Raw genomic sequence first — 22,515 nt, 5'->3', positions numbered from 1 at the left:
TTCCGGCAACGATTATGCGGACGAAAGGGCGAGTCGAGGCAGCGCGGCGAGCGCGTTAGCCGAAGTGCGTACGGCCAATTCGCCAGTATCGAGCCCGCGCAATTCGGCGAGCACGGCGCCGATGCGCGGCACCTGGTCGGGCGTATTGCGGGATTTGTATGCCCATTCGGGCGCGATGTCGGGCGCGTCGGTCTCGACGACGAGCGCATCGAGCGGCAACGCGGTGGCGAGCCGGCGGATCTGCCGCGCACGCGTGAAGGTCACGTTGCCGCCGAAGCCGAGATGCAGCCCCTGCGCCAGATAGGCTTCGGCTTGCTGGAAACTGCCGTTGAACGCATGCGCGATGCCGCGCCGCACGCCGAAACGGCGCAGCCCGGCCAGCACGCGGTCCTGCGACTTGCGCACGTGACACAGCACCGGCAGGTCGAATTCCCGCGCGAGCCGGAGCTGGCCCTGGTAGAAGAATTGCTGCCGGTCTTCGTCGAGCCCCGGCACGAAATAGTCGAGCCCGATCTCGCCGACCGCGACGAAACGCGGATCGTCGAGACTTGCCTCGACCTCCATGCGCAGCCGGTCGAGATCCTCGTCGCGCGCCTGCGGCGTATACATCGGATGGATGCCGAGCGCGTATGCCGCGCCCGGCGTACGCTGCGCGAGTTCGCGCACCGTCGTGAAGTTGTCGCGCCCGATGCTCGGGATCACGATGCTCGACACGCAGGCCGCGCGCGCGGCCTGCGCGACCGCGTCACGGTCGGCGTCGAACTCGGCGGCATCGAGATGGCAGTGCGTGTCGATCCACATGGCAGCGGTCCTGCGTCGTTGCGCCGTGCCGGACGAACCGGCGGCCGGCCAACGGCATGGCTTCTTTACACCGGCAGCGCCGGCTCCTCGTGCAGCACGCCGTCGCGCAGCCGCATGATGCGGTCGCAGCGCGCGGCGAGATCGGGATCGTGCGTGACGATCACGAAACTCGTTTCGAGCGTCTCCGACAGTTCGAGCATCAGGTTGAATACCGTGTCGGCCGTCGTGCCGTCGAGGTTGCCGGTCGGCTCGTCGGCGAGCACGCACGCGGGCTTCGTGACCAGCGCGCGCGCGATCGCGACGCGCTGCCGCTCGCCGCCCGACAGCTCGCCCGGCCGGTGCTTCGCACGCGGGCCGAGACCGACACGTTCGAGCATCGTCTGTGCCTGCTCGCGCGCGTCCTCGGTCGTCATCCGGCGGATGCGCAGCGGCATCGCGACGTTGTCGAGCGCGGTGAACTCGGGCAGCAGGTGGTGGAACTGGTAGACGAAGCCAAGCGCGCGGTTGCGCAGTTCGTTGCGCTCGCGCTCGGCAAGTTGCGTAAACGGCTTGCCGAGCAGCGACACTTCGCCGGCGCTCGGCTCGTCGAGCCCGCCCAGCACGTGCAGCAGCGTGCTCTTGCCGGAGCCCGACGCGCCCACGACCGCGAGCTTCTCGCCGCGCCGCACCGTCAGCTCGGTGTTGTTGAGCACCTGCACGTTGAAGCCGCCCTGCACGAACGCCTTCGTGATCCCGCGCGCCTGAAGCACGTATTCCTGCATACCTGCCGAATCCTGTCTGTTGTGTTGTTGTCGTGAATCCGCGAATGCGGCCGCGCGGTCATTCATAGCGGAGCGCCTCCGCCGGCTTCACCTTCGCGCCGCGCCAGCTCGGATAGAGCGTCGCGACGGCCGACAGCGCGAACGCGATCAGGCCGATCCGGATCACGTCGCTCGCGACGAGCTCGGACGGCAGCTCGCTGATGAAGTACACCGACGGCGGCAGGAACTGCACGCCGAACAGGTGCTCGATCATCGGGATCAGCCACGGGATGCTCCACGCGATCAGGCAGCCGAGCGCGACGCCGGACGCCGTGCCGACGAAGCCGATCGTCACGCCCTGCACGACGAAGATCTTCATGATCGACCCCGGCTGCGCGCCGAGCGTGCGCAGGATCGCGATGTCCGCCTGCTTGTTGGTCACCGTCATCACGAGCGACGACACGAGGTTGAACGCGGCCACCGCGATGATCAGCGTGAGGATGATGAACATCATCCGCTTCTCGATCTGCACGGCCGAGAACCACGTCTTGTTCTGCTGGGTCCAGTCGCGGATGTACAGGCTGCCCGACAGCGTATGCGACAGCTCGACGGCGACCTGCGGCGCCTTCTGCATGTCGGTGAGCCGCAGCCGCACGCCGGTCGGCGCGCTCATCCGGAACAGCGCCTCGGCGTCGCGGATGTTGATCATCGCGAGCGTGCTGTCGTATTCGTAGTGGCCCGATTCGAACACCCCGACCACCGTGAACTGCTTCAGCCGCGGCATCATCCCGGCCGGCGTGATCGAGCCTTCGGGCGCGACGAGCGTGACCTTGTCGCCGACCGTCACGCCGAGGTTGCCGGCGAGCGCGTCGCCGAGCACGATGCCGAACTGGCCCGGCACGAGCGCGCCGAGCTGGCCGGCCTTCATGTCCTTGCCGATGTCGGACACCTGCGGCTCGAGCGCCGGCTCGACGCCGCGCAGCATCACGCCGCTCACGGCGTCCTGGCGCGTGAGCAGCGCCTGCGCGTCGACGTACGGCGCGGCGCCGATCACCGACGGATTGCGGCGCGCTTCCTGCGCGGTCAGTTGCCAGTCGGGCATCGAGCCCGTCGGCGAGAACACCTCGACGTGCGCGAGCACCGAGAGCATGCGGTCGCGCACTTCCTTCTGGAAGCCGTTCATCACCGACAGCACGACGATCAGCGCCGCGACGCCGAGCGCGATCCCGAGCATCGAGACGAGCGCGATGAAGGAAATGAAGCCGTTGCCGGTCGTGCGTTTGCCGGCGCGCGTGTAGCGCCAGCCGATCTGCCATTCGTACGGAAGTTTCAAGCGAATCCTTTCTGCTGGTTACGGCGAGAGGCGCGCCGCGGCCGGACCGCCGCCGGGTGGCGGCCGGCAGCCCGGGCACGGTGGAAAAACGGCCGCCGGACGCGAACGGGCCGTCAGCCGGCCCCGATCACGCGCGCAGTTTGCCATACAATGCGCACCATCATGCACGACCGACGCCTCCATTTTCTCGTTCCGTTCGCGCTGCCGTCGGCGGCCGATGCGGCCTCGTCCCTGCACACACTGGACAGCCCCGCGCTCCAGAAGTTGCTCGCCCGCGCAAGCCTCGTCGAGCGCGTGGCCGGCGAGGACTTCCAGCGCACGCTGCCGCACGAGCGCTGGCTGGCAAGCCGGTTCGGCGCCACGCAAGGCAATGCCGCGGACGAGGCGCCGCTCGCGCCCTACATGCTGCTGGCCGACGGCGGCGACCCCGGCACGCACGCGTGGGCGTGCGTCGAGCCCGTGCACGTCGAAATCGCGCACGATCACCTGGTGCTCGTCGATCCGGCCGCCCTCGCGCTCGACGACGGCGACGCGGCGGCGCTGCTCGCGGTCGCGCGGCCGCTGATCGAGGAGCTGGGCGTACGGCTCGAAGCACCGAACCCGGCGCGCTGGTATCTGTCGAGCGACCAGCTCGCGCGCCTCGCCGGCGCCGCGCCGCTGCGCGCCAGCGGCCGCAACATCGAGATCTGGCTACCGCACGAGGCGCATACGGGCGAGCGCTCGCGGATGTGGATGAAACTGCAGAACGAAGTGCAGATGGCGTGGTTCCAGCATCCGGTCAACGAAGCCCGCGAGGCGCGGGGGCTGCCTGCCGTCAATTCGATCTGGTTCCATGCGCAGGGCTCGCTGAAGCCGGTCGGCAAGCCGTTCGCGCGCGTGCTGTCCGCGTCCCCCGCCGCGCTCGGCCTCGCGCGCGCCGCGCAAACCGAAGCCGGCAGCCCGCCCGCGGCCTTCGGCGCGCTGCCTGCCGCCGACGGCGCGACGCTCGTCGATCTGCCTGCGCTGACCACCCCGTTCATCGAGCAGGACTGGGCGCGCTGGTACGACGGGCTCGCCGCGCTCGAGCGCGACTGGTTCGCGCCGGCGCTCGCCGCGCTGCAGAACGGCGAGCTGGCGAGCGTCGATGTCACGCTGTGCGGCGACACGAGCTCCGTGACGCTGCACGCGACGCGCGGCGATCTGCGCAAGTTCTGGCGCCGCCGCGCGCTTGCCTCCCTGTTCGAATAACCAGCAGACCCCGAATGACCCGGATCGTTACCCGCCCCGTCGCGCCCGCCGACGCCGAAGCGCTTGCGCGCCACGGTCTGCACCCCGTCCTCGCGCGCCTGTACGCGTCGCGCGGCGTGCAGTCCCCCGTCGACATCGAGACCGCGCTCGCGCGCCTCGTTCCGCCCACCGAGCTGAAAGGCTGCGCCGATGCGGCGGTGCTGCTCGCCGACGCGATCGCCGACAAGCGGCGCCTGCTGGTCGTCGCCGACTACGACTGCGACGGCGCGACCGCCTGCGCGGTCGCGGTGCGCGGCCTGCGGATGTTCGGCGCGCAGATCGACTACCTGGTGCCGAACCGCTTCGAATACGGCTACGGCCTCACGCCCGAGATCGTCGAGCTCGCGGCCGCGCGCAAGCCCGACCTGCTGATCACCGTCGACAACGGGATCGCGAGCGTCGCCGGCGTCGAAGCCGCGAACGCGCGCGGCATCGACGTGCTCGTGACCGACCACCACCTGCCCGGCGACGCGCTGCCCGCCGCGCGCGCGATCGTCAACCCGAACCAGCCCGGCTGCGCGTTCCCGAGCAAGCACCTCGCCGGCGTCGGCGTGATGTTCTACGTGCTGCTCGCGCTGCGCGCCGAGCTGCGCCGCCGCGGCGCGTTCGCGAGCAAGGAAGCCGAGCCGCGCCTGGACGGCCTGCTCGACCTCGTCGCGCTCGGCACCGTCGCCGACGTCGTGCGGCTCGACGGCAACAACCGCGTGCTCGTCGCGCAGGGGCTGCAGCGCATCCGCAACGGCCGCATGCAGCCGGGCGTCGCCGCGCTGTTCCGCGCCGCCGCGCGCGAAGCGCGCACCGCATCGGGCTTCGACCTCGGCTTCGGCCTCGGTCCGCGCCTGAACGCGGCCGGGCGGCTGTCCGACATGTCGCTGGGCATCGAATGCCTGATCACCGACGACATCGGCCGCGCGTGGGATCTCGCGCAGCAGCTCGACGTGATGAACCGCGAGCGTCGCGAGATCGAGGCCGGCATGCAGCAGCAGGCGCTCGCCGATCTCGCCGACGTCGATCCGGCCGACGCGTGCACGATCACGCTGTTCAATCCCGCGTGGCACCAGGGTGTGATCGGGATCGTCGCCGGCCGGCTCAAGGAAAAATTCCACCGCCCGTCGTTCACGTTCGCGCACGCCGACGACGAAGGCCGGCGGGTCAAGGGTTCGGGCCGGTCGATCGCCGGCTTCCACCTGCGCGACGCGCTCGACCTCGTGTCGAAACGCGAGCCGGACCTGATCGTCGCGTTCGGCGGCCACGCGATGGCGGCCGGCCTCACGCTCGACACCGAGAACGTGCCGCGCTTCGCGGCCGCGTTCGAGGCCGTCGCGCGCGAGTGGCTCTCTGACGACGCGCTGGCCCGCGTGATCGAGACCGACGGCGAACTCGAGGACGCGTACTTCACGCCGCAGTTCGTCGGCCTGCTCGACGAAGCTGTCTGGGGGCAAGGGTTTCCGGCCCCGCTTTTCTCGGGCGAATTCGACGTCGTGTCGCAGTCGCTCGTGAAGGAAAAGCACCTGAAGCTGCAGCTTGCGCGCGGCCGCCAGCGCTTCAACGCGATCTGGTTCAACCACACCGAGCCGCTGCCGGCGAGCGCGCTGGTCGCGTACCGGCTCGTCGCCGATACGTGGAACGGCGTCACGCGTGTCCAGTTGATCGTCGAACACGCGGCCGGCTGAGCGGGCCAGCCGCCCCGCGACGCCCGCCGCCGCACGTGCGCACCGCGCCGGACGCGGCCGTCGACACGCGCGCGGGCACCGTTTGCGTCACCGGGCAACCCGGCCGATCGGCTATAATTCCGCTTTTTTACGAAGCCGGAACAGCGAACGATCATGGAAGCGGAACGTCTCAACGCGATCGAAAGCTCCCTGCTCGACCTGCGCAATCGCGCGGGCGAGCTTCGGGGGTATCTTTGACTACGACGCCAAAGCTGCGCGTCTGACCGAAGTCAACAAGGAACTCGAAGACCCGAACGTCTGGAACGATTCGAAGAACGCCCAGGCACTCGGCCGCGAGAAGAAGCTGCTCGAAGGCGTCGTCACGACGCTCACCGCGCTCGATAGCGACCTGCGCGATGCGCTCGACCTGTTCGAGCTGGCGCGCGAGGAAGGCGACGAAGACACCCTTCTCGCATCGGAAGACGACGCCGCGAAGCTCGAAGCGCGCGTCGGCGACATCGAATTCCGCCGGATGTTCTCGAACCCGGCCGATCCGAACAACTGCTTCATCGACATCCAGGCCGGCGCCGGCGGCACCGAGGCCTGCGACTGGGCGTCGATGCTGCTGCGCCAGTACCTGCGCTACTGCGAGCGCAAGGGCTTCAAGGCCGAAGTGCTCGAAGAGTCCGACGGCGACGTCGCCGGCATCAAGAACGCGACGGTCAAGGTCACGGGCGAATACGCGTACGGCTTCCTGCGCACCGAAACGGGCATCCACCGCCTCGTGCGCAAGTCGCCGTTCGACTCGTCGGGCGGCCGCCATACGTCGTTCTCGTCGGTGTTCGTCTATCCGGAAATCGACGACTCGATCGAAGTCGAGATCAACCCGGCCGACCTGCGCATCGACACGTACCGCGCGTCCGGCGCGGGCGGCCAGCACATCAACAAGACCGACTCCGCGGTGCGGATCACGCACATGCCGACGGGCATCGTCGTGCAGTGCCAGAACGACCGCTCGCAGCACCGCAACCGCGCCGAAGCGATGGCGATGCTGAAGTCGCGCCTGTACGAAGTCGAAATGCGCAAGCGCCAGGCCGAGCAGGACAAGCTCGAATCGAGCAAGACCGATGTGGGCTGGGGCCACCAGATCCGCTCGTACGTGCTCGACCAGAGCCGCGTGAAGGACCTGCGCACGAACGTCGAAATGAGCAACACGCGGGCGGTGCTCGACGGCGACCTCGACGACTTCATCAGCGCGAGCCTCAAACAGGGCGTGTAAGCGCCGCGGCGCGGCCGGCCCGCGCCGCCTTTTCCGTTTGCGTTGCCGCACCCCACTCCGAATTCCGACCATCATGACCGAACCGACCCAAACGCAGCCCGCCGTCACGGCGGACGAAAACCAGATCATCGCCGAGCGCCGCGAGAAGCTGCGCGCGTTGCGCGAGCAAGGCATCGCCTACCCGAACGATTTCCGCCCCGAGCACCACGCAGCCGACCTGCAGGCCAAATTCGCCGATTCGGACAAGGCCGCGCTCGAAGCGAACCCGGTCGAGGTGTCGGTGGCCGGCCGCATGATGCTCAAGCGCGTGATGGGCAAGGCGAGCTTCGCGACGGTGCAGGACGGCTCGGGCCAGATCCAGTTCTTCGTGACGCCGAACGACGTCGGCGCCGACACCTACGACGCGTTCAAGAAGTGGGACCTCGGCGACATCGTCGCCGCGCGCGGCGTGCTGTTCCGCACCAACAAGGGCGAGCTGTCGGTCCAGTGCAAGGAGCTGCGCCTGCTGTCGAAGGCGCTGCGCCCGCTGCCGGACAAGTTCCACGGGCTGTCCGACCAGGAAATGCGCTACCGCCAGCGCTACGTCGACCTGATCGTCACGCCGGAAACGCGCGACACCTTCCGCGCCCGCACGAAGACGATCGCGTCGATCCGCAAGTTCATGGACAACGCCGACTTCATGGAAGTCGAGACGCCGATGCTGCACCCGATCCCGGGCGGCGCGGCCGCGAAGCCGTTCGTCACGCATCACAATGCGCTCGACATGCAGATGTTCCTGCGCATCGCGCCGGAGCTGTACCTGAAGCGCCTGATCGTCGGCGGCTTCGAGCGCGTGTTCGAGATCAACCGCAATTTCCGGAATGAAGGCGTGTCGCCGCGTCACAATCCGGAATTCACGATGATGGAGTTCTACGCCGCGTACACCGATTACCGCTGGCTGATGGACTTCACCGAGCAACTGATCCGCCAGGCGGCGATCGATGCGCTCGGCACCGCGACGATCCAGTATCAGGGCCGTGAGCTCGACCTCGCGAAGCCGTTCCATCGCCTGACGATCACGCAGGCGATCCAGAAGTACGCACCGGACTACACCGACGGCCAACTGTCGGACGACGCGTTCCTGCGCACCGAACTGAAGCGCTTCGGTGTCGACGTGTCGCAGCCGGCGTTCCTGAACGCCGGCATCGGCGCCCTTCAGCTCGCACTGTTCGAGGAAACGGCCGAAGCGCAGCTGTGGGAGCCGACGTTCATCATCGACTACCCGGTCGAGGTGTCGCCGCTCGCACGCGCATCGGATACGGTGCCGGGCATCACCGAGCGTTTCGAGCTGTTCATGACCGGCCGCGAGATCGCGAACGGCTTCTCGGAACTGAACGATCCGGAAGACCAGGCCGCGCGCTTCAAGAAGCAGGTCGAGCAGAAGGATGCGGGCGACGAGGAAGCGATGTTCTTCGACGCCGACTACATCCGCGCGCTCGAATACGGGATGCCCCCGACCGGCGGCTGCGGGATCGGCATCGACCGTCTCGTGATGCTGCTGACCGACAGCCCGACGATCCGCGACGTGCTGCTGTTCCCGCATCTGCGCCGCGAAGACTGACGGCCGCGACCGCGTGTGCGCCGCGCCCCGTGGCGCGCACGCGTCGGCTTTGTAACGACGCGTAAATCCCGCCAGCCGGCGTCTGCCGGCCTTCGATCCTCCCCTGTTTTATTCCCTTGTCGCGACGCCCTTCTCCGGGTTTTCCCGGAAGCAAGCGTTGATCCCGCGCTGCAATTCGTTACACCTTGATACGGCGCGCCGCTGGGCCGTGGACGACACTCCTGTTGCGTCACCACGCATGACCACGGGACCAGAACGAGGCGCCGGAACGCCGAGTCTGCTCGCTCCCGAGCGTGGGATCCTGCTCCGGCGCAGCGCGCCGATGCGGATCGACCTTGGAGAAAAAAATGGACAACCAGACTCAGACCACGCCGCAAAAGCAACGCCTCCACCCGCTGATCGCCACCGCAGCGGGCGCCGTCATCGTCGCCAGCCTCGCGGCGACGGCCGCGATCACGGGCGTCTTCCCGAAAGCCACCAGCAGCAACGAACAGAACGGCCAGACCCAAGCCGCGCTGATCGCGTCGCAGCCGGCCGTCGATACGGCCGCGGCCGCCAGCGCCGCGCTGGCCGCGCAAGCGCAGCGGCAGGCCGCGGAACAGGCCGCCGCGCAGCAGAAGGCCGCCGTCGCGCAGGCCGAGCCGAAGCCCGCGCCGCGCCCGGCCGCGCCGCATCGCCGTCACACGACCGCGCCGCAGCCGCCGCAATACGCGCAGCAGCCGTCGGCGCCGGCGCAAGCCTACTGCCAGAGCTGCGGTACGATCGTCGCGATCACGCAGACGCGCACGCCGGGCCAGAGCTCGGGGATCGGCGCCGTGGGCGGCGCAGCGGCCGGTGGCCTGCTCGGCAACCAGTTCGGCAACGGCAACGGCCGCACCGCGATGACGATCATCGGCGCGCTGGGCGGCGGTCTCGCCGGCAACCAGGTCGAGAAGCAGGTCCGCGCGGAAACCGATTATCAGGTGCAAGTGCAGATGGAAAGCGGCGCGACGCGCACGTTCACGTACCACAACCCGCCGCCGTTCGGCCAGGGTCAGCGCGTGCGGATCGAGAACGGCACGCTGGTCGGCGCCTGAAGCTGATCGTGTCATCGCCGGCGTCGCCTGCCCGCCTGTCGTGCGCGGGCTCGCCCAAAACGAAAACGGCTCGCGAGCAAACGCTCACGAGCCGTTTTTCATTGACGCGGCGTGCCCCCTAGCAGCGCACGCCGTGGCCGGTCGGGTCGATCAGTCCTCGTCGTCGAAATCCGATTCGTCGATCCAGTGTGCCTGGATCGCCTCGAGGATCTTCTCGCCGGAATGCGTCGGATCGTCGTCGAAGCCGTCGAGCTCGAGCACCCACTGGCGCAGGTCGACGAAGTTGATCCGCTGCGGGTCGATGTCCGGGTGCTTGTCCGCCAGCGCAATGGCTATTTCACGCGAATCGGTCCATTTCATCGCCTGCCTCCGGTTACTGTCAGTGATTTTCCTTCGCGTGGTTGATCGAGTACTTCGGGATCTCGACCACCAGGTCCGAATCTTCCTTCACGATCGCCTGGCACGACAGGCGCGACGTCGGCTCGAGGCCCCACGCCTTGTCCAGCAGATCGTCCTCGTCCTCCTCGGACGGCGTCAGATCGTTGAAGCCTTCGCGGATCACCACGTGGCACGTCGTGCATGCGCACGACTTCTCGCATGCATGTTCGATCTCGATGCCGTGATCGAGCAGGTTGTCGCAGATACTCTTGCCGGGCGTCGCATCGATCACCGCGCCATCCGGGCACAGTTCGACGTGAGGCAGCACCACCAGTTGAGGCATGTTCGTTCCGTCAGTCAGGGTGCGGCGCCACGCGCCGCACGTTCATCATCGCGCGGGCCGTTGCCGACCGATGCGCGGTTCGTGGGTTCAGATCTCGTCGAGCCGGCGGCCCGATAGCGCGCGCTTGATGCTCTTGTCCATCCGGCGCGCCGCGAATTCGTCGGTCCCGTCGGCCAGCGCCTTGGTCGCCGCTTCGATCGCATTCGTATCGTCGCCCTGCGCGACCGCGCGCAACGCCGCGGCCAGCGTATCGACCTGCGCACGCTCGTCGGCCTCGAGCAGTTCGCCATCGGCCGCCAGCGCGGCCTGCGTCGCCTCGAGCATCCGTTCGGCCTCGACCTGCGCTTCGCGCAGCGCGCGGGCCCGCATGTCGACTTCGGCGGTCTTGAAGCTGTCTTCCAGCATCTTTGCGATGTCGTCGTCGGCGAGGCCGTACGACGGCTTCACGACGACCGATGCCTCGACGCCCGACAGCTGCTCGCGTGCGAACACCGACAGCAGGCCGTCCGCGTCGACCTGATAGGTCACGCGAATGCGCGCCGCGCCCGCCGTCATCGGCGGAATGCCGCGCAGTTCGAAGCGCGCGAGCGACCGGCAGTCGGCGACGAGCTCGCGCTCACCCTGCACGACGTGGATCGCCATCGCGGTCTGGCCGTCCTTGAAGGTCGTGAATTCCTGCGCACGCGCGATCGGAATCGTCGAATTGCGCGGAATGATCTTCTCGACGAGGCCACCCATCGTCTCGACACCGAGCGACAGCGGAATCACGTCGAGCAGCAGCCAGTCGTCGCCGGTGCCGCGATTGCCCGCGAGCAGATCGGCCTGGATCGCCGCGCCGAGCGCGACGACCTGATCCGGATCGAGGTTCACGAGCGGCGGCTGGCCGAAATACTTCGCGACCGCGTCGCGGATCACCGGCATGCGCGTCGCGCCGCCGACGAGCACGACGCCCTTGATGTCGGCCGGCGTGACCTGCGCATCGCGCAGCGCCTTGCGGGTCGGCGTGAGCGTGCGCTGCACGAGCGGCTCGACGAGCGACGCGAAGGTATCGTGCGAAATCGTCTGCACGAGGTGCGCGCCGCTCGACAGCGTCACGTCGAGCGCCGCTTCGGGCGCCGACGACAGCGCTTCCTTCAGCACGCGCACCCGATCGAGCAGCAGGCGCACGTCCTCGGGCGCGAGCGTCTTCGCGTCGATACCGGCCTGCGCGAGCACGTGACCGAACAGCGCGTGGTCGAAATCGTCGCCGCCGAGCGCGGAATCGCCGCCCGCAGCCAGCACCTCGAACACGCCCTTGGTCAGCTTCAGGATCGACAGGTCGAACGTGCCGCCGCCGAGGTCGTACACCGCGTAAAGGCCTTCGGCCGCGTTGTCGAGCCCGTAGGCAATCGCCGCGGCGGTCGGTTCGTTCAGCAGGCGCAACACGTTGAGGCCCGCGAGACGCGCGGCATCCTTGGTCGCCTGGCGCTGCGCGTCGTCGAAGTACGCGGGCACCGTGATCACCGCGCCGACCAGATCGTCGCCGAGCGAATCTTCCGCGCGATAACGCAGCGTCGCGAGAATCTCGGCCGACACTTCGACCGGGCTCTTCACGCCGTCGATCGTACGGATCTGCACCATGCCCGGCGCATCGACGAATTCGTACGGCGCGTTCGCCGCACCTTCGACCTCGGCCTTGCCGCGGCCCATGAAGCGCTTGACCGACACGATCGTGTTGCGCGGATCGGTCGCGGCCTGCTCCTTTGCTTCGTGGCCGATGCGGCGGCCGCCCTTCTCGAGGTAACGGACCACCGACGGCAGCAGCACGCGGCCCGCTTCGTCCGGCAGGACCTCAGGCACGCTGTTGCGCACGGCGGCAACCAGCGAGTTCGTCGTGCCGAGATCGATCCCGACGGCGAGTCGCCGCTGGTGCGGCGCCGGCGCCATGCCCGGTTCGGAAATTTGCAGTAAAGCCATCTTGGTTCGTTCGGGCGCTGGGCCCGTTTGCTGCGCGTGCCGCAAGGCACGCGGTTAAGTTTCGAGGCGCTCGATCTGCGCGCCCACTTCCGACGCGACCCGTTCGATGAACATCAGCTGACGCACGGCTTCCGCGGCGGCCTGGTCGGCACCGCTGTCGAGCAGCGTGCCGAGGCGCTCGACGCGCACGCGCTTCTCGTCGCGCAGCTCGGCGAGCAGCGCATCGAGCGCGTCGACGTTGCGGGCGGCCGCGGCATCCTCGATGCCCTCGCGCCACTCCATCTGCTGCATCAGGAACGCAGGCTCCATCGCCGTGTTGTTTTCCGCGCCGATGTCGACACCGCGCAGCGACAGCAGATAAGACGCGCGCTTCAGCGGATCGCGCAGCGTGCGGTACGCCTCGTTCGCGCGGGTGGCCCATTGCATCGCGATACGCTTTTGCGCGTCGCCGGCCGCCGCGAAGCGGTCCGGATGCACCTGCGTCTGCACCGTCCGGTAGGCGGCGTCGAGCGCCGTCTCGTCGAGCGCGAATTGCGCCGGCAGGTGAAACAGGTCGAAATGGCTGTCTTTCAGCGAAACCATCGTCGCGTTCAATTCCGGTTCGTCGTGCGGCAAACGCCGCACATTAAAAAGGCGGCCCGTGCCGCCTCTTGCCCGCATCGCGCGGAGGGAGCCGCGTCACACGCGGAACGATTCCCCGCACCCGCACTCGTCCTTCACGTTCGGGTTGTTGAACTTGAACCCTTCGTTCAGGCCTTCGCGGGCAAAGTCGAGCTCGGTGCCGTCGATATAGGCGAGGCTCTTCGGATCGACGACGACCTTCACGCCATGGCTCTCGAACACCTGATCCTCGGGAGCCAGATCGTCGACATACTCGAGCTTGTACGCGAGCCCCGAGCAGCCGGTCGTACGAACGCCAAGCCGCAGGCCCACACCCTTGCCGCGACGGACGAGGTATTTCTGAACGTGCTGTGCTGCTTTTTCGGTCAGTGTAATTGCCATGATGTCCTTGCCGCGGCGCCTCATCGGGCGCGCCGCGTTTCCTTCCCTAGCCGCTCGATGCCGCTCAGGCTGCTGCCTGATCGCTTTCCTTGGTGTCGTGGCGCTTCTTGTAGTCGGCCACGGCTGCCTTGATCGCGTCTTCCGCGAGGATCGAACAGTGAATCTTCACCGGCGGCAGCGCGAGTTCCTCGGCGATCTGCGTGTTCTTGATCGACAGTGCCTCGTCGAGCGTTTTGCCCTTCACCCATTCGGTGACGAGCGAGCTCGATGCGATCGCCGAACCGCAACCGTAGGTCTTGAACTTCGCGTCTTCGATCACGCCGTCCGCGCCGACGCGGATCTGCAGCTTCATCACGTCGCCGCATGCCGGCGCGCCGACCATGCCCGTGCCGACCGTGTCGTCGTCCTTCGCGAACGAACCGACGTTGCGCGGGTTTTCGTAGTGATCCAGAACCTTGTTGCTGTAAGACATGACTCAGACTCCTTGACTCGTTACGTCTGCGTGCGTCAATCCGCCCGCGGTTGCATTCAATGCGGTATCAGTGCGCGGCCCATTCGATCGTCGACAGATCGATGCCTTCCTGGTGCATTTCCCAGAGCGGCGACAGTTCGCGCAGCTTCGCGATCTTGCTATTCAACAGGTTGATCACGAAGTCGACTTCCTGCTCCGTCGTGAAGCGGCCGACCGTGAAGCGGATCGAGCTGTGCGCGAGTTCGTCGTTGCGGCCGAGCGCACGCAGCACGTACGACGGCTCCAGCGACGCCGACGTACACGCGGAGCCCGACGACACCGCGACGTCCTTGATCGCCATGATCAGCGACTCGCCTTCGACGAAGTTGAAGCTGATGTTCAGGTTGTGCGGGACACGGTGATCCATGTCGCCGTTCACGTAGGTTTCCTCGATCTGCGACAGGCCGCGCAGCAGCTTGTCGCGCAGCATGCGGATGCGCTCGTTCTCGGTCGCCATTTCCTCGCGCGCGATGCGGAACGCCTCGCCCATGCCGACGATCTGGTGCGTCGGCAGCGTGCCCGAACGCATGCCGCGCTCGTGACCGCCGCCGTGCATCTGCGCTTCGATGCGCACGCGCGGCTTGCGGCGCACGTACAGTGCGCCGATGCCCTTCGGGCCGTAGGTCTTGTGTGCCGAGAACGACATCAGGTCGACCTTCAGCTTCGCGAGATCGATCGCGACCTTGCCGGTCGACTGCGCGGCATCGACGTGGAACACGATGCCCTTCTCGCGGCAGATCTCGCCGATAGTCTCGATGTCCTGGATCACGCCGATCTCGTTGTTCACGTGCATCACCGAGACGAGGATCGTGTCCGGGCGCAGCGCGGCCTTGAACACGTCGAGGTCGATCAGGCCGTCATCCTTCACGTCGAGGTAGGTGACTTCGAAGCCGTCGCGCTCGAGCTCGCGGCACGTGTCGAGCACGGCCTTGTGCTCGGTCTTCACCGTGATGATGTGCTTGCCCTTGCCCTTGTAGAAATTCGCGGCGCCCTTGATCGCGAGGTTGTCCGACTCCGTGGCGCCGGACGTCCAGATGATCTCGCGCGGATCGGCGTTCACCAGCGCCGCCACCTGCTCGCGCGCTTCCTCGACTGCACGCTCCGCGTCCCAGCCGTAGGCGTGGCTGCGCGACGCCGGGTTGCCGAATTGCTCGCGCAGGTACGGCACCATCTTGTCGACCACGCGCGGATCGACGGGCGTCGTCGCGCTGTAATCCATGTAGATGGGCAGGTGGAGAGTCTCTTGGGTCATCTGTCGCTCCGGGTATTCTGTGCAGGGACTATGTGCGTTATGGGGGTTGGCGGGCGCCTTCGCGCTCACGAGCTCGCGATGTTGAACACCGAATTGGGGCCGAGCGGCATCGTGCGCGCGGGCTCGGCCGGTGCGGCGACGGGCTCCGGCGCGCGACGGTCGCGCAGCACCGCAGGGGCGCCCTCGCGTGCGCGCTGCTGATCGACGAGATCCTGCAGCGACACCGAATCGAGGTATTCGACCATCTTCTGGTTCAGCGTCGACCACAGTTCGTGCGTCATGCAATGGCCGTCGGGCTGCTTCGAGCCGTCGCACGTGCCTTTGCCGCCGCACTGCGTGGCGTCGAGCGGTTCATCGACCGCGATGATGATGTCGGCAACGGTGACGTCCTGCGCGCGACGCGCGAGGTTGTAGCCGCCGCCCGGGCCGCGCACGGATTCGACGATTTCATGCCTGCGCAGCTTGCCGAACAGCTGCTCGAGATACGAGAGCGAAATCCGCTGGCGCTGGCTGATGCCTGCAAGCGTCACCGGGCCCTGCTCCTGGCGCAGTGCCAAGTCAATCATCGCCGTGACGGCGAAACGGCCTTTGGTGGTGAGTCTCATGGTGTCTAGGGGACTGCAATCTTGACGATTTTGGTCAAGTATAAATATTTGACGTTTTTAGTCAAGTATCCATGTCTTTGAAAGGGTATTCGCAGACCGCTGAATAGCGTGCGGTCAGCGCGCCGTACGGGCGCGGAGCGTCTCCAGCAGGCCCGCGCACGCGCGCTCGACCTGGTCGAGCACCTGCTCGAAGCCCTGCGCACCGCCGAAATACGGATCGGCCACTTCGGTTTCGGTCGCGCCCGGCGCGAATTCCATCAGCAGGCGCACTTTCTCGCGGTGCTGGGGCGGGCAACGGCGGCGCAGTTCGGCGAGATTCGCCTCGTCCATCGCGAGCAGCAGGTCGAATTGTTCGAAATCCGCCGCGCTCACCTGCCGGGCGCGCAGCGCCGACAGATCGTAGCCGCGGCTGCGGGCCGCCGCCTGCGCACGTGTATCGGGCGGTTCGCCCACGTGCCAGTCGCCGGTGCCGGCCGAATCGATCGCGATCCGGTCGGCCAGCGCGGCCGCGTCGACCTGGTGGCGCATCACGCCCTCCGCGGTGGGCGAACGGCAGATGTTGCCGAGGCAGACGAAACAGATCGCAACGCGGGTCATCGCACTATCGAAAAGCCGCGGCGGACCGCGTGGGAGAAGAACACGCCATTATACAAAGGCGACCGGAATCGCGCCGCCGCGAGAAGCGACGGCGCCATGCCTTACAGCGCCTTCGGCACCGCGAGCGCCATGTCGCCGGACGCCGCCGGCAGCGGCTGCGCCGCGTCGCCGACCAGCCCGAACGACACCGCGCGCGCCAGCTCGGCAGACGCCTGGTGAACCGCGAGCGGGCCGCGCGACGGCGCACCGGCCATCGCATGCAGATAGGCAGCCGCTGCCAGCGGAACCACGATTGCCAGCGGCCAGTACATCGATATTGTCTTTTTCATGATGCGGACCTCCTTGACCTCGTACCCCGAAACCCGATTCCGGGGACTACAGACGAGATTCTATAGATCGCATCTATCGAGATAAATATACAAATAGCGAACGCACTGTTGCTGCCCGCTGAACAGTGTCAGCCGAGATGGCTTTGCGACGCCGCATACAGCTCGCGGAAGGTGCGCCCGGTCGGCGTCGGCATGTCGCGCGTATCCATCCAGCCGCCCATCATCGGCAAGCGCCGCAGCGTGCCGCCGTTGCCGCCCAGCCGCTCGAGGATGCGCACCGCGAGCTTGGTCGTCAGCGCATACAGCATCGGCCGCCGGGCGAAGAAACCCCACGCGGCAAGCGCCGCCCGCTCGCGCCACGGCCGCAGGTGGCGCTCGACCTGCTTCTCGCGCAGCGTGCGCAACAGGTGCGACAACGGAATCCCGGCCGGACAGACGCTGTCGCATTCGCCGCACAGCGTCGCCGCCTGCGGCAGGTCGAGCGCACGGTCGAGCCCGACGTAGCTCGGCGTCAGCACCGAGCCCATCGGCCCCGGATAGACCCAGCCGTACGCGTGGCCGCCGACCTTCTGATAAACCGGACAATGGTTCATGCAGGCGCCGCAGCGGATGCAGCGCAGCATCTCCTGGAATTCGCCGCCGATCAGGCCCGTGCGGCCGCCGTCGACGAGCACCACGTAGTTGTGCTCGGGGCCGTCTTCGTCGCCCGGCCCGCGCGGCCCGGTCAGCAGCGAGAAATAGTTCGACGTCTTCTGCCCCGTCGCGGAACGCGGCAGCAGGCGCATCGCGGTCGCGAGATCCTCGAGGGTCGGCAGCACCTTCTCGATGCCGGTCACCGCGACATGCACGCGCGGCATCACCGTGCACATCCCCTCGTTCCCTTCGTTCGTCACGATCGCGACCGAGCCCGTCTCGGCAATCACGAAGTTGCCGCCCGTCACGCCCATGTCGGCCGACATGAAATGCGGGCGCAGCACCTCGCGCGCCTCGCGCGTCATGTCCGGAATCTCGGTGAGCCGCTCGCGCTGGTGCGTGCGCGCGAACAGGTCGGCGATCTCGTCCTTGTCCTTGTGCACGACGGGTGCGATGATGTGGCTCGGCGGCTCGTTGTCGTTGATCTGCAGGATGTATTCGCCGAGGTCCGTCTCGATCGACTGCACGCCCATCTCCGCGAGCACCGCGTTCAGGCGCATTTCCTCTGACACCATCGACTTGGTCTTGATGACCTTCTTCACGTCGTGCCGGCGTGCGATATCGGCCACGAGCCGCGCGGCGTCCGCGGTCGTTTCCGCGAACAGCACCGTCGTGCCGCGCCGCGTCGCTTCGCGCTCGAATGCCTCGAGCCACACGTCGAGATTCTCCAGCGCGCGGTTGCGGCGCGCCTTGAGCGCGGCGCGCGTGGCCGGGAAGTCGATCAGGGTCATCGCGTCGGCGCGCGCGGACACGAACTTCGTCGACAGCTTCTTCAGGTTCTGCTGCAGGCGCTGGTCGGCCAGCTTCTGGCCGGCGCGCGCCTTGAAATGCATCGATTGGACTTGCATCGCGGTATCGGGGGAAAAGTGAGCGGAACCGGGCGTCAGACGTCGCCCGCCAGCACCTGCGCGACGTGCAGCACGCGCGTGTCGCGGTCGCCGGTGCGGCGCAACCGCCCTTCGATGTTCAGCATGCAGCCGAGATCGCCAAGCACGACGGTGCCCGCGCCCGACGCGCGCACGTTCGCGCATTTCTCGTCCGCGATGGCCGCCGAGATGTCGCCGTACTTGACCGCGAACGTGCCACCGAAGCCGCAGCAGTGCTCGCAGTCCTTCATCTCGGTCACCGCGACGCCGCGTTGCGCGAGCAGCGCGCGCGGCTGCGCCTTCACGCCGAGCTCGCGCAGGCCCGAGCACGAATCGTGATAGGTGACCGGGCCGGCGAATTCGCCCGGCGCGAGCGACACCTTCGCGACATTCGCGAGAAAATCGGTCAGTTCGTGCACTTTCTGCTGAAACCGCGTGTAGCGCCCCATCAGTTCGGGATCGTCGCGCAACAGGTCGCCGTAGTGCGCGCGGATCATCCCGCCGCACGAACCCGACGGCGCGACGACGTAATCGAACTGCTCGAACTCGCGCAGCGTCTTTTCCGCGAGATCGCGCGCGAGCGCGCGGTCGCCCGAGTTGTAGGCCGGCTGGCCGCAGCAGGTCTGCGCGGGCGGCACGATCACTTCGTAGCCGGCGTCGCGAATCAGCTTGAGCGCCGAAAAACCGATTTCGGGGCGCATCAGGTCGACCAGGCAGGTCACGAACAAACCGACTCGCATACGTGCTCCTTCGAGAAAACGGCTCTCATTATCCGACGTTTGGCTGGCAAGACCAACGCCGGCCCGCGCGCAAGCCCGCGGTACGCGAAACGAGGACTTCCTCGAACGGCGTTCGCTTTTTTCACGATACGAGATACAATCGTCCCAATACCGCTTCACGCGTCAACCGATTCCTCCCCCGACATGAGCCAACCCACCCCGGATTCAAAAACGTCGATCCAGGTGATCGAACGCATGATGCGGTTGCTGGACGCGCTCGCCGCGCACAGCGACCCTGTCAGCCTGAAGGAACTTGCGCAGCGCACGGAGCTGCACCCGTCGACCGCGCACCGCATCCTCAACGACATGGTGACCTGCCGCCTCGTCGACCGCTCCGATCCCGGCACCTACCGCCTCGGCATGCGGCTGCTCGAGCTCGGCAATCTCGTAAAGGCGCGCCTGTCGGTGCGCGACGCGGCGCTGATGCCGATGCGCGAGCTGCACCGCCTCACCGGGCAGACCGTGAACCTGTCGGTGCGCCAGGGCGACGAGATCGTCTATATCGAGCGCGCGTACTCCGAGCGCTCGGGGATGCAGGTCGTCCGCGCGATCGGCGGCCGCGCGCCGCTGCACCTCACGTCGGTCGGCAAGCTGTTCCTCGCGGCCGACGAAACGTCGCGGGTGCGGGCCTATGCGACGCGCACCGGGCTGTCCGGCCATACGCAGAACAGCATCACCGATATCGCGAAGCTCGAGCGCGAGCTGACGCTCGTTCGCCAGCAATCGTGCGCGCGCGACAACGAAGAGCTCGAGCTCGGCGTGCGCTGCATCGCGGCCGGCATCTACGACGATTCGGGCAAGCTCGTCGCGGGCCTGTCGTTGTCGGCGCCGGCCGACCGCCTGCAGGACGCGTGGCTCGGCCAGTTGAGCCGGACGGCGCTCACCATCTCGGAATCGCTAGGCTACCGGCCGGCGCCCGAGAAGGACGTGGACGGGCTGCAGCGGCAGGCGTAAGCCTGCGCCGTCGGCTCCGATTCCGGTTTCGCCGGATAAAAAAAGCCCCGCGATTGCGGGGCTTTTTCGTTGCAGCCATCGATACGGCGGCGAACCGCCGCACACGATCAGGTGCCGCCGGCCGGCGTGTTGGCCGCCGTCAGGCGTTCGCCGCCGCCGGCATCGAGCCAGTTGCGCAGCCGCGAGGCGTCGGCGAAGCGCGAGTACTTGCCGAACGAATCCAGCAGCACCATCACCATTGGCCGGCCATGGATCGTCGCCTGCATCACGAGGCATTCGCCCGCTTCGTTGATGAAGCCCGTCTTCTGCAGGCCGATGTCCCATGAACCGTTGCCGCGGATCAGCGCGTTGGTGCTGTTGTAGACCAGGTTGCGCTTGCCCGTGTACACCTCGTAGGTGCGATCGGTCGAGAACTGGCGGATCATCGGGTACTGGTACGCCGCATTGACCATCTTCACGAGGTCGCGCGCGCTCGACACGTTCGAGCTCGACAGGCCGGTCGAATTCTCGAAGTGCGTATCGGTCATGCCGAGCGACTTCGCCTTCGCGTTCATCGCCGCGATGAACGCCGGACGGCCGCCCGGGTAGTAACGCGACAGCGCGGCCGCCGCACGGTTTTCCGACGCCATCAGCGCGATGTGCAGCATGTCCTCGCGCGACAGCACCGAGCCGACCGACAGGCGCGAGCCCGTGCCCTTCTCGTAGTCGCGATCTTCGTCGGTGACTTCGAGCTGGTCGGTCATCGGCGACTTCGCGTCGAGCACGACCATGGCCGTCATCAGCTTCGAGATCGATGCGATCGGCACGACCGCGTGCGAATTCTTGTCGAACAGCGGCTCGCCGGAATTCTGGTCGACGACGTACGCGACGCTCGAGCGCAGCGCGAGCGCGTCAGGCGTGTCGTGCAGGCCGAACGCCTGGCCGACCGTCGGACGGCGCGGCTGGAACGCTACCTTGCGCACCGCGCCGCGATGGCCGCCATGCACGTTGTTCGCCGCGAGCGTCATGCGCTTTCGCGACGCTTTCGCGCGCGGCGCATCGGCCGCGGCGACCTTGGCGGATTTCTCGGTGGTCGCCTTGGCCGACTTCTTCTTCGCTGACGAAGCAGGAGCGACGGCCTTTTTCTTGGCGGCTTGGGTCTTCGCAGTGGCGGCGAAGGCGTCGGCAGGCGTGACGGACGCGGTGGTCGCCAGCAACGCGACAGCGACCGACACAGCGGTGCCGAGCGTCATGCTCTGCAACAATCTGCGCGGTGAAAACGATTCGGCTTTCATTGGGGTCTGGACAAAGCGGGCGGGAGGTTTCCGCAAGTGTAGTTAAAGCTGAAAAAAAGAGCAATATTAGGCACTTACCGATCGTCTTTAAACCGGAATGTAAGAGTCGGCCAACCTCCGGCCAATCGACCCTTCCGCTCCCATCGAAAAAATCGATGAGAGGCACTGCCCGACAGCGCCCGTCTCCCGATTACCACACGGTTAATTGAGATAACGTCACTTCGGAGGCGATTTAAAGCGGGGAAAGTACGTATCCGGTGCTCGGCGTGCCAAAAGGCGCCGGTCTCGACCGCGGCGGCGGCACGTCGCCACGGCACGCGCATCGAAACGGCGCGTTTTTCGACAGGAACAGAAGGATAACGTTCCATGGGCCTGTCAGGTTTACCTGCGTTTGATCATGATGCGGCGCGCTTGCCCCGCCGTCGTGCGCACCATGTGGGAACACGCATGAAACCGATTCCGAACGAGCGCGATAACTCGTTGTTTTATCGATAATTTGTCGCGATTGTGCAACGCACAAAAAATGCTTGACATCCGTGCGCTCTGCCCTAAAATAGGCCTCATTGCTGCGTTGCACAAAGCACGCGGCGCCGAAGTTCCCCAGCGTAGTGCCCTTTATTCTGCGATCGACGCGATCGCTTTTCAGGAGCCTGACATGTCCTTGCTGACCCCCGAGCAAATCGCCGCCGCCCAGAAAGCCAACCTCGAAAGCCTGTTCGGTCTGACGACCAAGGCGTTCGAAGGCGTCGAAAAGCTGATCGAACTCAACCTGCAGGTCGTGAAGTCGACGCTGACCGAGAGCCAGGAAAACGCACAGCGTCTGCTGTCGGTGAAGGACGCACAGGAACTGATCGCGCTGCAAGCGAGCCTGTCGCAGCCGGTCGCGGAAAAGGTGCTGTCGTACGGTCGTCACCTGTACGAAATCGCATCGTCGACGCAAGCCGAGTTCGCGAAGGTCGCCGAAGCGCAATTCGAAGAGCAGAACAAGAAGGTCCAGGCTCTCGTCGACAACGTCGCGAAGAACGCCCCGGCCGGTTCGGAAACGGCTGTCGCCGCACTGAAGTCGGCGCTGAACGCTGCGAACACCACGTACGAAACGGTTCAGAAGGCCACGAAGCAAGCAGTGGAAATCGCTGAAACGAACTTCAACGCTGCTGCTGCCGTCGCAACGAAGGCTGCCACCGCTGCTGCCGCACGTCGTTCGAGCAAGCCGGCCGCGTAAGCGCCCC

General features: G+C 66.9%; 23 protein-coding genes. 7 read left to right on the top strand and 16 right to left on the bottom strand.

What is annotated here, in order from left to right:
• Positions 1–12: 12 nt before the first annotated feature.
• From HWX07_RS17920 to HWX07_RS17910, 3 genes are all read right to left on the bottom strand, one after another.
• Positions 13–801 carry a TatD family hydrolase gene (locus tag HWX07_RS17920; protein ID WP_175877175.1) on the bottom strand — a complete coding sequence of 263 codons (789 nt, stop codon included), beginning with the start codon at positions 799–801 and terminating at the stop codon, positions 13–15.
• A 65-nt stretch (positions 802–866) separates the two neighbouring features.
• Complete coding sequence (gene lolD / locus HWX07_RS17915) at positions 867–1,628, bottom strand: lipoprotein-releasing ABC transporter ATP-binding protein LolD (RefSeq protein ID WP_175877174.1); 762 nt, start codon at positions 1,626–1,628, stop codon at positions 867–869.
• Positions 1,621–2,874: a lipoprotein-releasing ABC transporter permease subunit gene (locus HWX07_RS17910; protein WP_175877173.1), complete on the bottom strand. Its 1,254-nt coding sequence runs from the start codon at positions 2,872–2,874 to the stop codon at positions 1,621–1,623. Before HWX07_RS17910 ends, lolD begins: the two co-directional genes overlap by 8 nt.
• Positions 2,875–3,024: 150 nt before the next feature.
• Between HWX07_RS17910 and HWX07_RS17905 the strand changes: the two genes are divergently transcribed.
• From HWX07_RS17905 to HWX07_RS17885, 5 genes are all read left to right on the top strand, one after another.
• Positions 3,025–4,101 (top strand): regulator, encoded by a 1,077-nt coding sequence (locus HWX07_RS17905; protein WP_175877172.1) that lies wholly within the window; start codon positions 3,025–3,027, stop codon positions 4,099–4,101.
• Between the two features lie 14 nt (positions 4,102–4,115).
• Positions 4,116–5,813: a single-stranded-DNA-specific exonuclease RecJ gene (gene recJ / locus HWX07_RS17900; protein WP_124623881.1), complete on the top strand. Its 1,698-nt coding sequence runs from the start codon at positions 4,116–4,118 to the stop codon at positions 5,811–5,813.
• Positions 5,814–5,966: 153 nt separating this feature from the next.
• A protein-coding gene (gene prfB / locus HWX07_RS17895) for a peptide chain release factor 2 (RefSeq protein ID WP_102961735.1) occupies positions 5,967–7,071 on the top strand; the annotation gives its coding sequence in 2 pieces (ribosomal slippage) (positions 5,967–6,047 and positions 6,049–7,071; 1,104 coding nt in all).
• 73 nt (positions 7,072–7,144) lie between these two features.
• On the top strand, positions 7,145–8,671 hold the full coding sequence (gene lysS, locus HWX07_RS17890; RefSeq protein WP_175877171.1) for a lysine--tRNA ligase: 1,527 nt from the start codon (positions 7,145–7,147) through the stop codon (positions 8,669–8,671).
• Between the two features lie 347 nt (positions 8,672–9,018).
• Complete coding sequence (locus HWX07_RS17885) at positions 9,019–9,747, top strand: glycine zipper 2TM domain-containing protein (protein WP_175877170.1); 729 nt, start codon at positions 9,019–9,021, stop codon at positions 9,745–9,747.
• Between the two features lie 150 nt (positions 9,748–9,897).
• Here the strand turns inward: HWX07_RS17885 and iscX are convergent, their stop codons facing one another.
• The 12 genes from iscX to HWX07_RS17825 form a co-directional block, all read right to left on the bottom strand.
• Complete coding sequence (gene iscX, locus HWX07_RS17880; protein ID WP_006478393.1) at positions 9,898–10,107, bottom strand: Fe-S cluster assembly protein IscX; 210 nt, start codon at positions 10,105–10,107, stop codon at positions 9,898–9,900.
• A 19-nt stretch (positions 10,108–10,126) separates the two neighbouring features.
• Positions 10,127–10,468: an ISC system 2Fe-2S type ferredoxin gene (gene fdx / locus HWX07_RS17875; RefSeq protein ID WP_006478392.1), complete on the bottom strand. Its 342-nt coding sequence runs from the start codon at positions 10,466–10,468 to the stop codon at positions 10,127–10,129.
• A gap of 87 nt (positions 10,469–10,555) precedes the next feature.
• Entirely contained in the window at positions 10,556–12,424 is a 1,869-nt protein-coding gene (gene hscA, locus HWX07_RS17870; RefSeq protein ID WP_175877169.1) for a Fe-S protein assembly chaperone HscA, read from the bottom strand.
• A gap of 54 nt (positions 12,425–12,478) precedes the next feature.
• Positions 12,479–13,006, bottom strand: coding sequence for a Fe-S protein assembly co-chaperone HscB (gene hscB / locus HWX07_RS17865; RefSeq protein WP_006491598.1), 528 nt, complete (start codon positions 13,004–13,006; stop codon positions 12,479–12,481).
• A 96-nt stretch (positions 13,007–13,102) separates the two neighbouring features.
• The gene (gene iscA, locus HWX07_RS17860; RefSeq protein WP_011549461.1) at positions 13,103–13,426 is read right to left on the bottom strand and encodes an iron-sulfur cluster assembly protein IscA; all 324 of its coding nucleotides are present in this window, start codon (positions 13,424–13,426) and stop codon (positions 13,103–13,105) included.
• 64 nt (positions 13,427–13,490) lie between these two features.
• Positions 13,491–13,898 (bottom strand): Fe-S cluster assembly scaffold IscU, encoded by a 408-nt coding sequence (iscU, locus tag HWX07_RS17855; protein ID WP_006478389.1) that lies wholly within the window; start codon positions 13,896–13,898, stop codon positions 13,491–13,493.
• Between the two features lie 67 nt (positions 13,899–13,965).
• Positions 13,966–15,189: an IscS subfamily cysteine desulfurase gene (locus HWX07_RS17850; RefSeq protein WP_011549460.1), complete on the bottom strand. Its 1,224-nt coding sequence runs from the start codon at positions 15,187–15,189 to the stop codon at positions 13,966–13,968.
• A gap of 65 nt (positions 15,190–15,254) precedes the next feature.
• Positions 15,255–15,794, bottom strand: coding sequence for a Fe-S cluster assembly transcriptional regulator IscR (iscR, locus tag HWX07_RS17845; RefSeq protein ID WP_006481969.1), 540 nt, complete (start codon positions 15,792–15,794; stop codon positions 15,255–15,257).
• A 114-nt stretch (positions 15,795–15,908) separates the two neighbouring features.
• Positions 15,909–16,391 carry a low molecular weight protein-tyrosine-phosphatase gene (locus HWX07_RS17840; RefSeq protein WP_074802479.1) on the bottom strand — a complete coding sequence of 161 codons (483 nt, stop codon included), beginning with the start codon at positions 16,389–16,391 and terminating at the stop codon, positions 15,909–15,911.
• A gap of 101 nt (positions 16,392–16,492) precedes the next feature.
• Positions 16,493–16,720, bottom strand: coding sequence for a hypothetical protein (locus tag HWX07_RS17835; protein ID WP_175877168.1), 228 nt, complete (start codon positions 16,718–16,720; stop codon positions 16,493–16,495).
• A 128-nt stretch (positions 16,721–16,848) separates the two neighbouring features.
• Positions 16,849–18,261, bottom strand: a complete 1,413-nt coding sequence (locus HWX07_RS17830) for a lactate utilization protein B (protein ID WP_175877167.1) — start codon at positions 18,259–18,261, stop codon at positions 16,849–16,851.
• A gap of 35 nt (positions 18,262–18,296) precedes the next feature.
• Positions 18,297–19,019, bottom strand: coding sequence for a (Fe-S)-binding protein (locus HWX07_RS17825; protein WP_175877166.1), 723 nt, complete (start codon positions 19,017–19,019; stop codon positions 18,297–18,299).
• 183 nt (positions 19,020–19,202) lie between these two features.
• Here HWX07_RS17825 and HWX07_RS17820 point away from each other — a divergent pair, with 183 nt between their 5' ends.
• Entirely contained in the window at positions 19,203–20,012 is an 810-nt protein-coding gene (locus tag HWX07_RS17820) for an IclR family transcriptional regulator (RefSeq protein ID WP_175877165.1), read from the top strand.
• A gap of 107 nt (positions 20,013–20,119) precedes the next feature.
• On the opposite strand, the gene pbpG is transcribed toward HWX07_RS17820, so the two are convergent.
• Positions 20,120–21,286: a D-alanyl-D-alanine endopeptidase gene (gene pbpG, locus HWX07_RS17815; protein ID WP_175877164.1), complete on the bottom strand. Its 1,167-nt coding sequence runs from the start codon at positions 21,284–21,286 to the stop codon at positions 20,120–20,122.
• A gap of 655 nt (positions 21,287–21,941) precedes the next feature.
• Here pbpG and HWX07_RS17810 point away from each other — a divergent pair.
• Complete coding sequence (locus HWX07_RS17810; protein WP_006478382.1) at positions 21,942–22,508, top strand: phasin family protein; 567 nt, start codon at positions 21,942–21,944, stop codon at positions 22,506–22,508.
• Positions 22,509–22,515: the final 7 nt, after the last annotated feature.

It is taken from the genome of Burkholderia sp. BCC0097, assembly GCF_902832985.1.
GTDB lineage: Bacteria > Pseudomonadota > Gammaproteobacteria > Burkholderiales > Burkholderiaceae > Burkholderia > Burkholderia orbicola.
The sequence above is the reverse complement of the archived record's forward strand: the minus strand, read 5'-3'. Positions and strand labels throughout refer to the sequence as shown.

What these genes read in the sequence shown, in the direction of transcription:
- iscU (WP_006478389.1), bottom strand. Translation starts at nt 13,898, where the DNA reads ATGTCTTACAGCAACAAGGTTCTGGATCACTACGAAAACCCGCGCAAC.
- recJ (WP_124623881.1), top strand. Translation starts at nt 4,116, where the DNA reads ATGACCCGGATCGTTACCCGCCCCGTCGCGCCCGCCGACGCCGAAGCG.
- fdx (WP_006478392.1), bottom strand. Translation starts at nt 10,468, where the DNA reads ATGCCTCAACTGGTGGTGCTGCCTCACGTCGAACTGTGCCCGGATGGC.
- HWX07_RS17830 (WP_175877167.1), bottom strand. Translation starts at nt 18,261, where the DNA reads ATGCAAGTCCAATCGATGCATTTCAAGGCGCGCGCCGGCCAGAAGCTG.
- HWX07_RS17840 (WP_074802479.1), bottom strand. Translation starts at nt 16,391, where the DNA reads ATGACCCGCGTTGCGATCTGTTTCGTCTGCCTCGGCAACATCTGCCGT.
- HWX07_RS17820 (WP_175877165.1), top strand. Translation starts at nt 19,203, where the DNA reads ATGAGCCAACCCACCCCGGATTCAAAAACGTCGATCCAGGTGATCGAA.
- HWX07_RS17825 (WP_175877166.1), bottom strand. Translation starts at nt 19,019, where the DNA reads ATGCGAGTCGGTTTGTTCGTGACCTGCCTGGTCGACCTGATGCGCCCC.
- HWX07_RS17920 (WP_175877175.1), bottom strand. Translation starts at nt 801, where the DNA reads ATGTGGATCGACACGCACTGCCATCTCGATGCCGCCGAGTTCGACGCC.
- HWX07_RS17885 (WP_175877170.1), top strand. Translation starts at nt 9,019, where the DNA reads ATGGACAACCAGACTCAGACCACGCCGCAAAAGCAACGCCTCCACCCG.
- HWX07_RS17905 (WP_175877172.1), top strand. Translation starts at nt 3,025, where the DNA reads ATGCGCACCATCATGCACGACCGACGCCTCCATTTTCTCGTTCCGTTC.
- iscX (WP_006478393.1), bottom strand. Translation starts at nt 10,107, where the DNA reads ATGAAATGGACCGATTCGCGTGAAATAGCCATTGCGCTGGCGGACAAG.
- hscB (WP_006491598.1), bottom strand. Translation starts at nt 13,006, where the DNA reads ATGGTTTCGCTGAAAGACAGCCATTTCGACCTGTTTCACCTGCCGGCG.
- HWX07_RS17850 (WP_011549460.1), bottom strand. Translation starts at nt 15,189, where the DNA reads ATGACCCAAGAGACTCTCCACCTGCCCATCTACATGGATTACAGCGCG.
- HWX07_RS17835 (WP_175877168.1), bottom strand. Translation starts at nt 16,720, where the DNA reads ATGAAAAAGACAATATCGATGTACTGGCCGCTGGCAATCGTGGTTCCG.
- hscA (WP_175877169.1), bottom strand. Translation starts at nt 12,424, where the DNA reads ATGGCTTTACTGCAAATTTCCGAACCGGGCATGGCGCCGGCGCCGCAC.
- HWX07_RS17810 (WP_006478382.1), top strand. Translation starts at nt 21,942, where the DNA reads ATGTCCTTGCTGACCCCCGAGCAAATCGCCGCCGCCCAGAAAGCCAAC.
- pbpG (WP_175877164.1), bottom strand. Translation starts at nt 21,286, where the DNA reads ATGAAAGCCGAATCGTTTTCACCGCGCAGATTGTTGCAGAGCATGACG.
- iscA (WP_011549461.1), bottom strand. Translation starts at nt 13,426, where the DNA reads ATGGCAATTACACTGACCGAAAAAGCAGCACAGCACGTTCAGAAATAC.
- lysS (WP_175877171.1), top strand. Translation starts at nt 7,145, where the DNA reads ATGACCGAACCGACCCAAACGCAGCCCGCCGTCACGGCGGACGAAAAC.
- iscR (WP_006481969.1), bottom strand. Translation starts at nt 15,794, where the DNA reads ATGAGACTCACCACCAAAGGCCGTTTCGCCGTCACGGCGATGATTGAC.
- lolD (WP_175877174.1), bottom strand. Translation starts at nt 1,628, where the DNA reads ATGAATGACCGCGCGGCCGCATTCGCGGATTCACGACAACAACACAAC.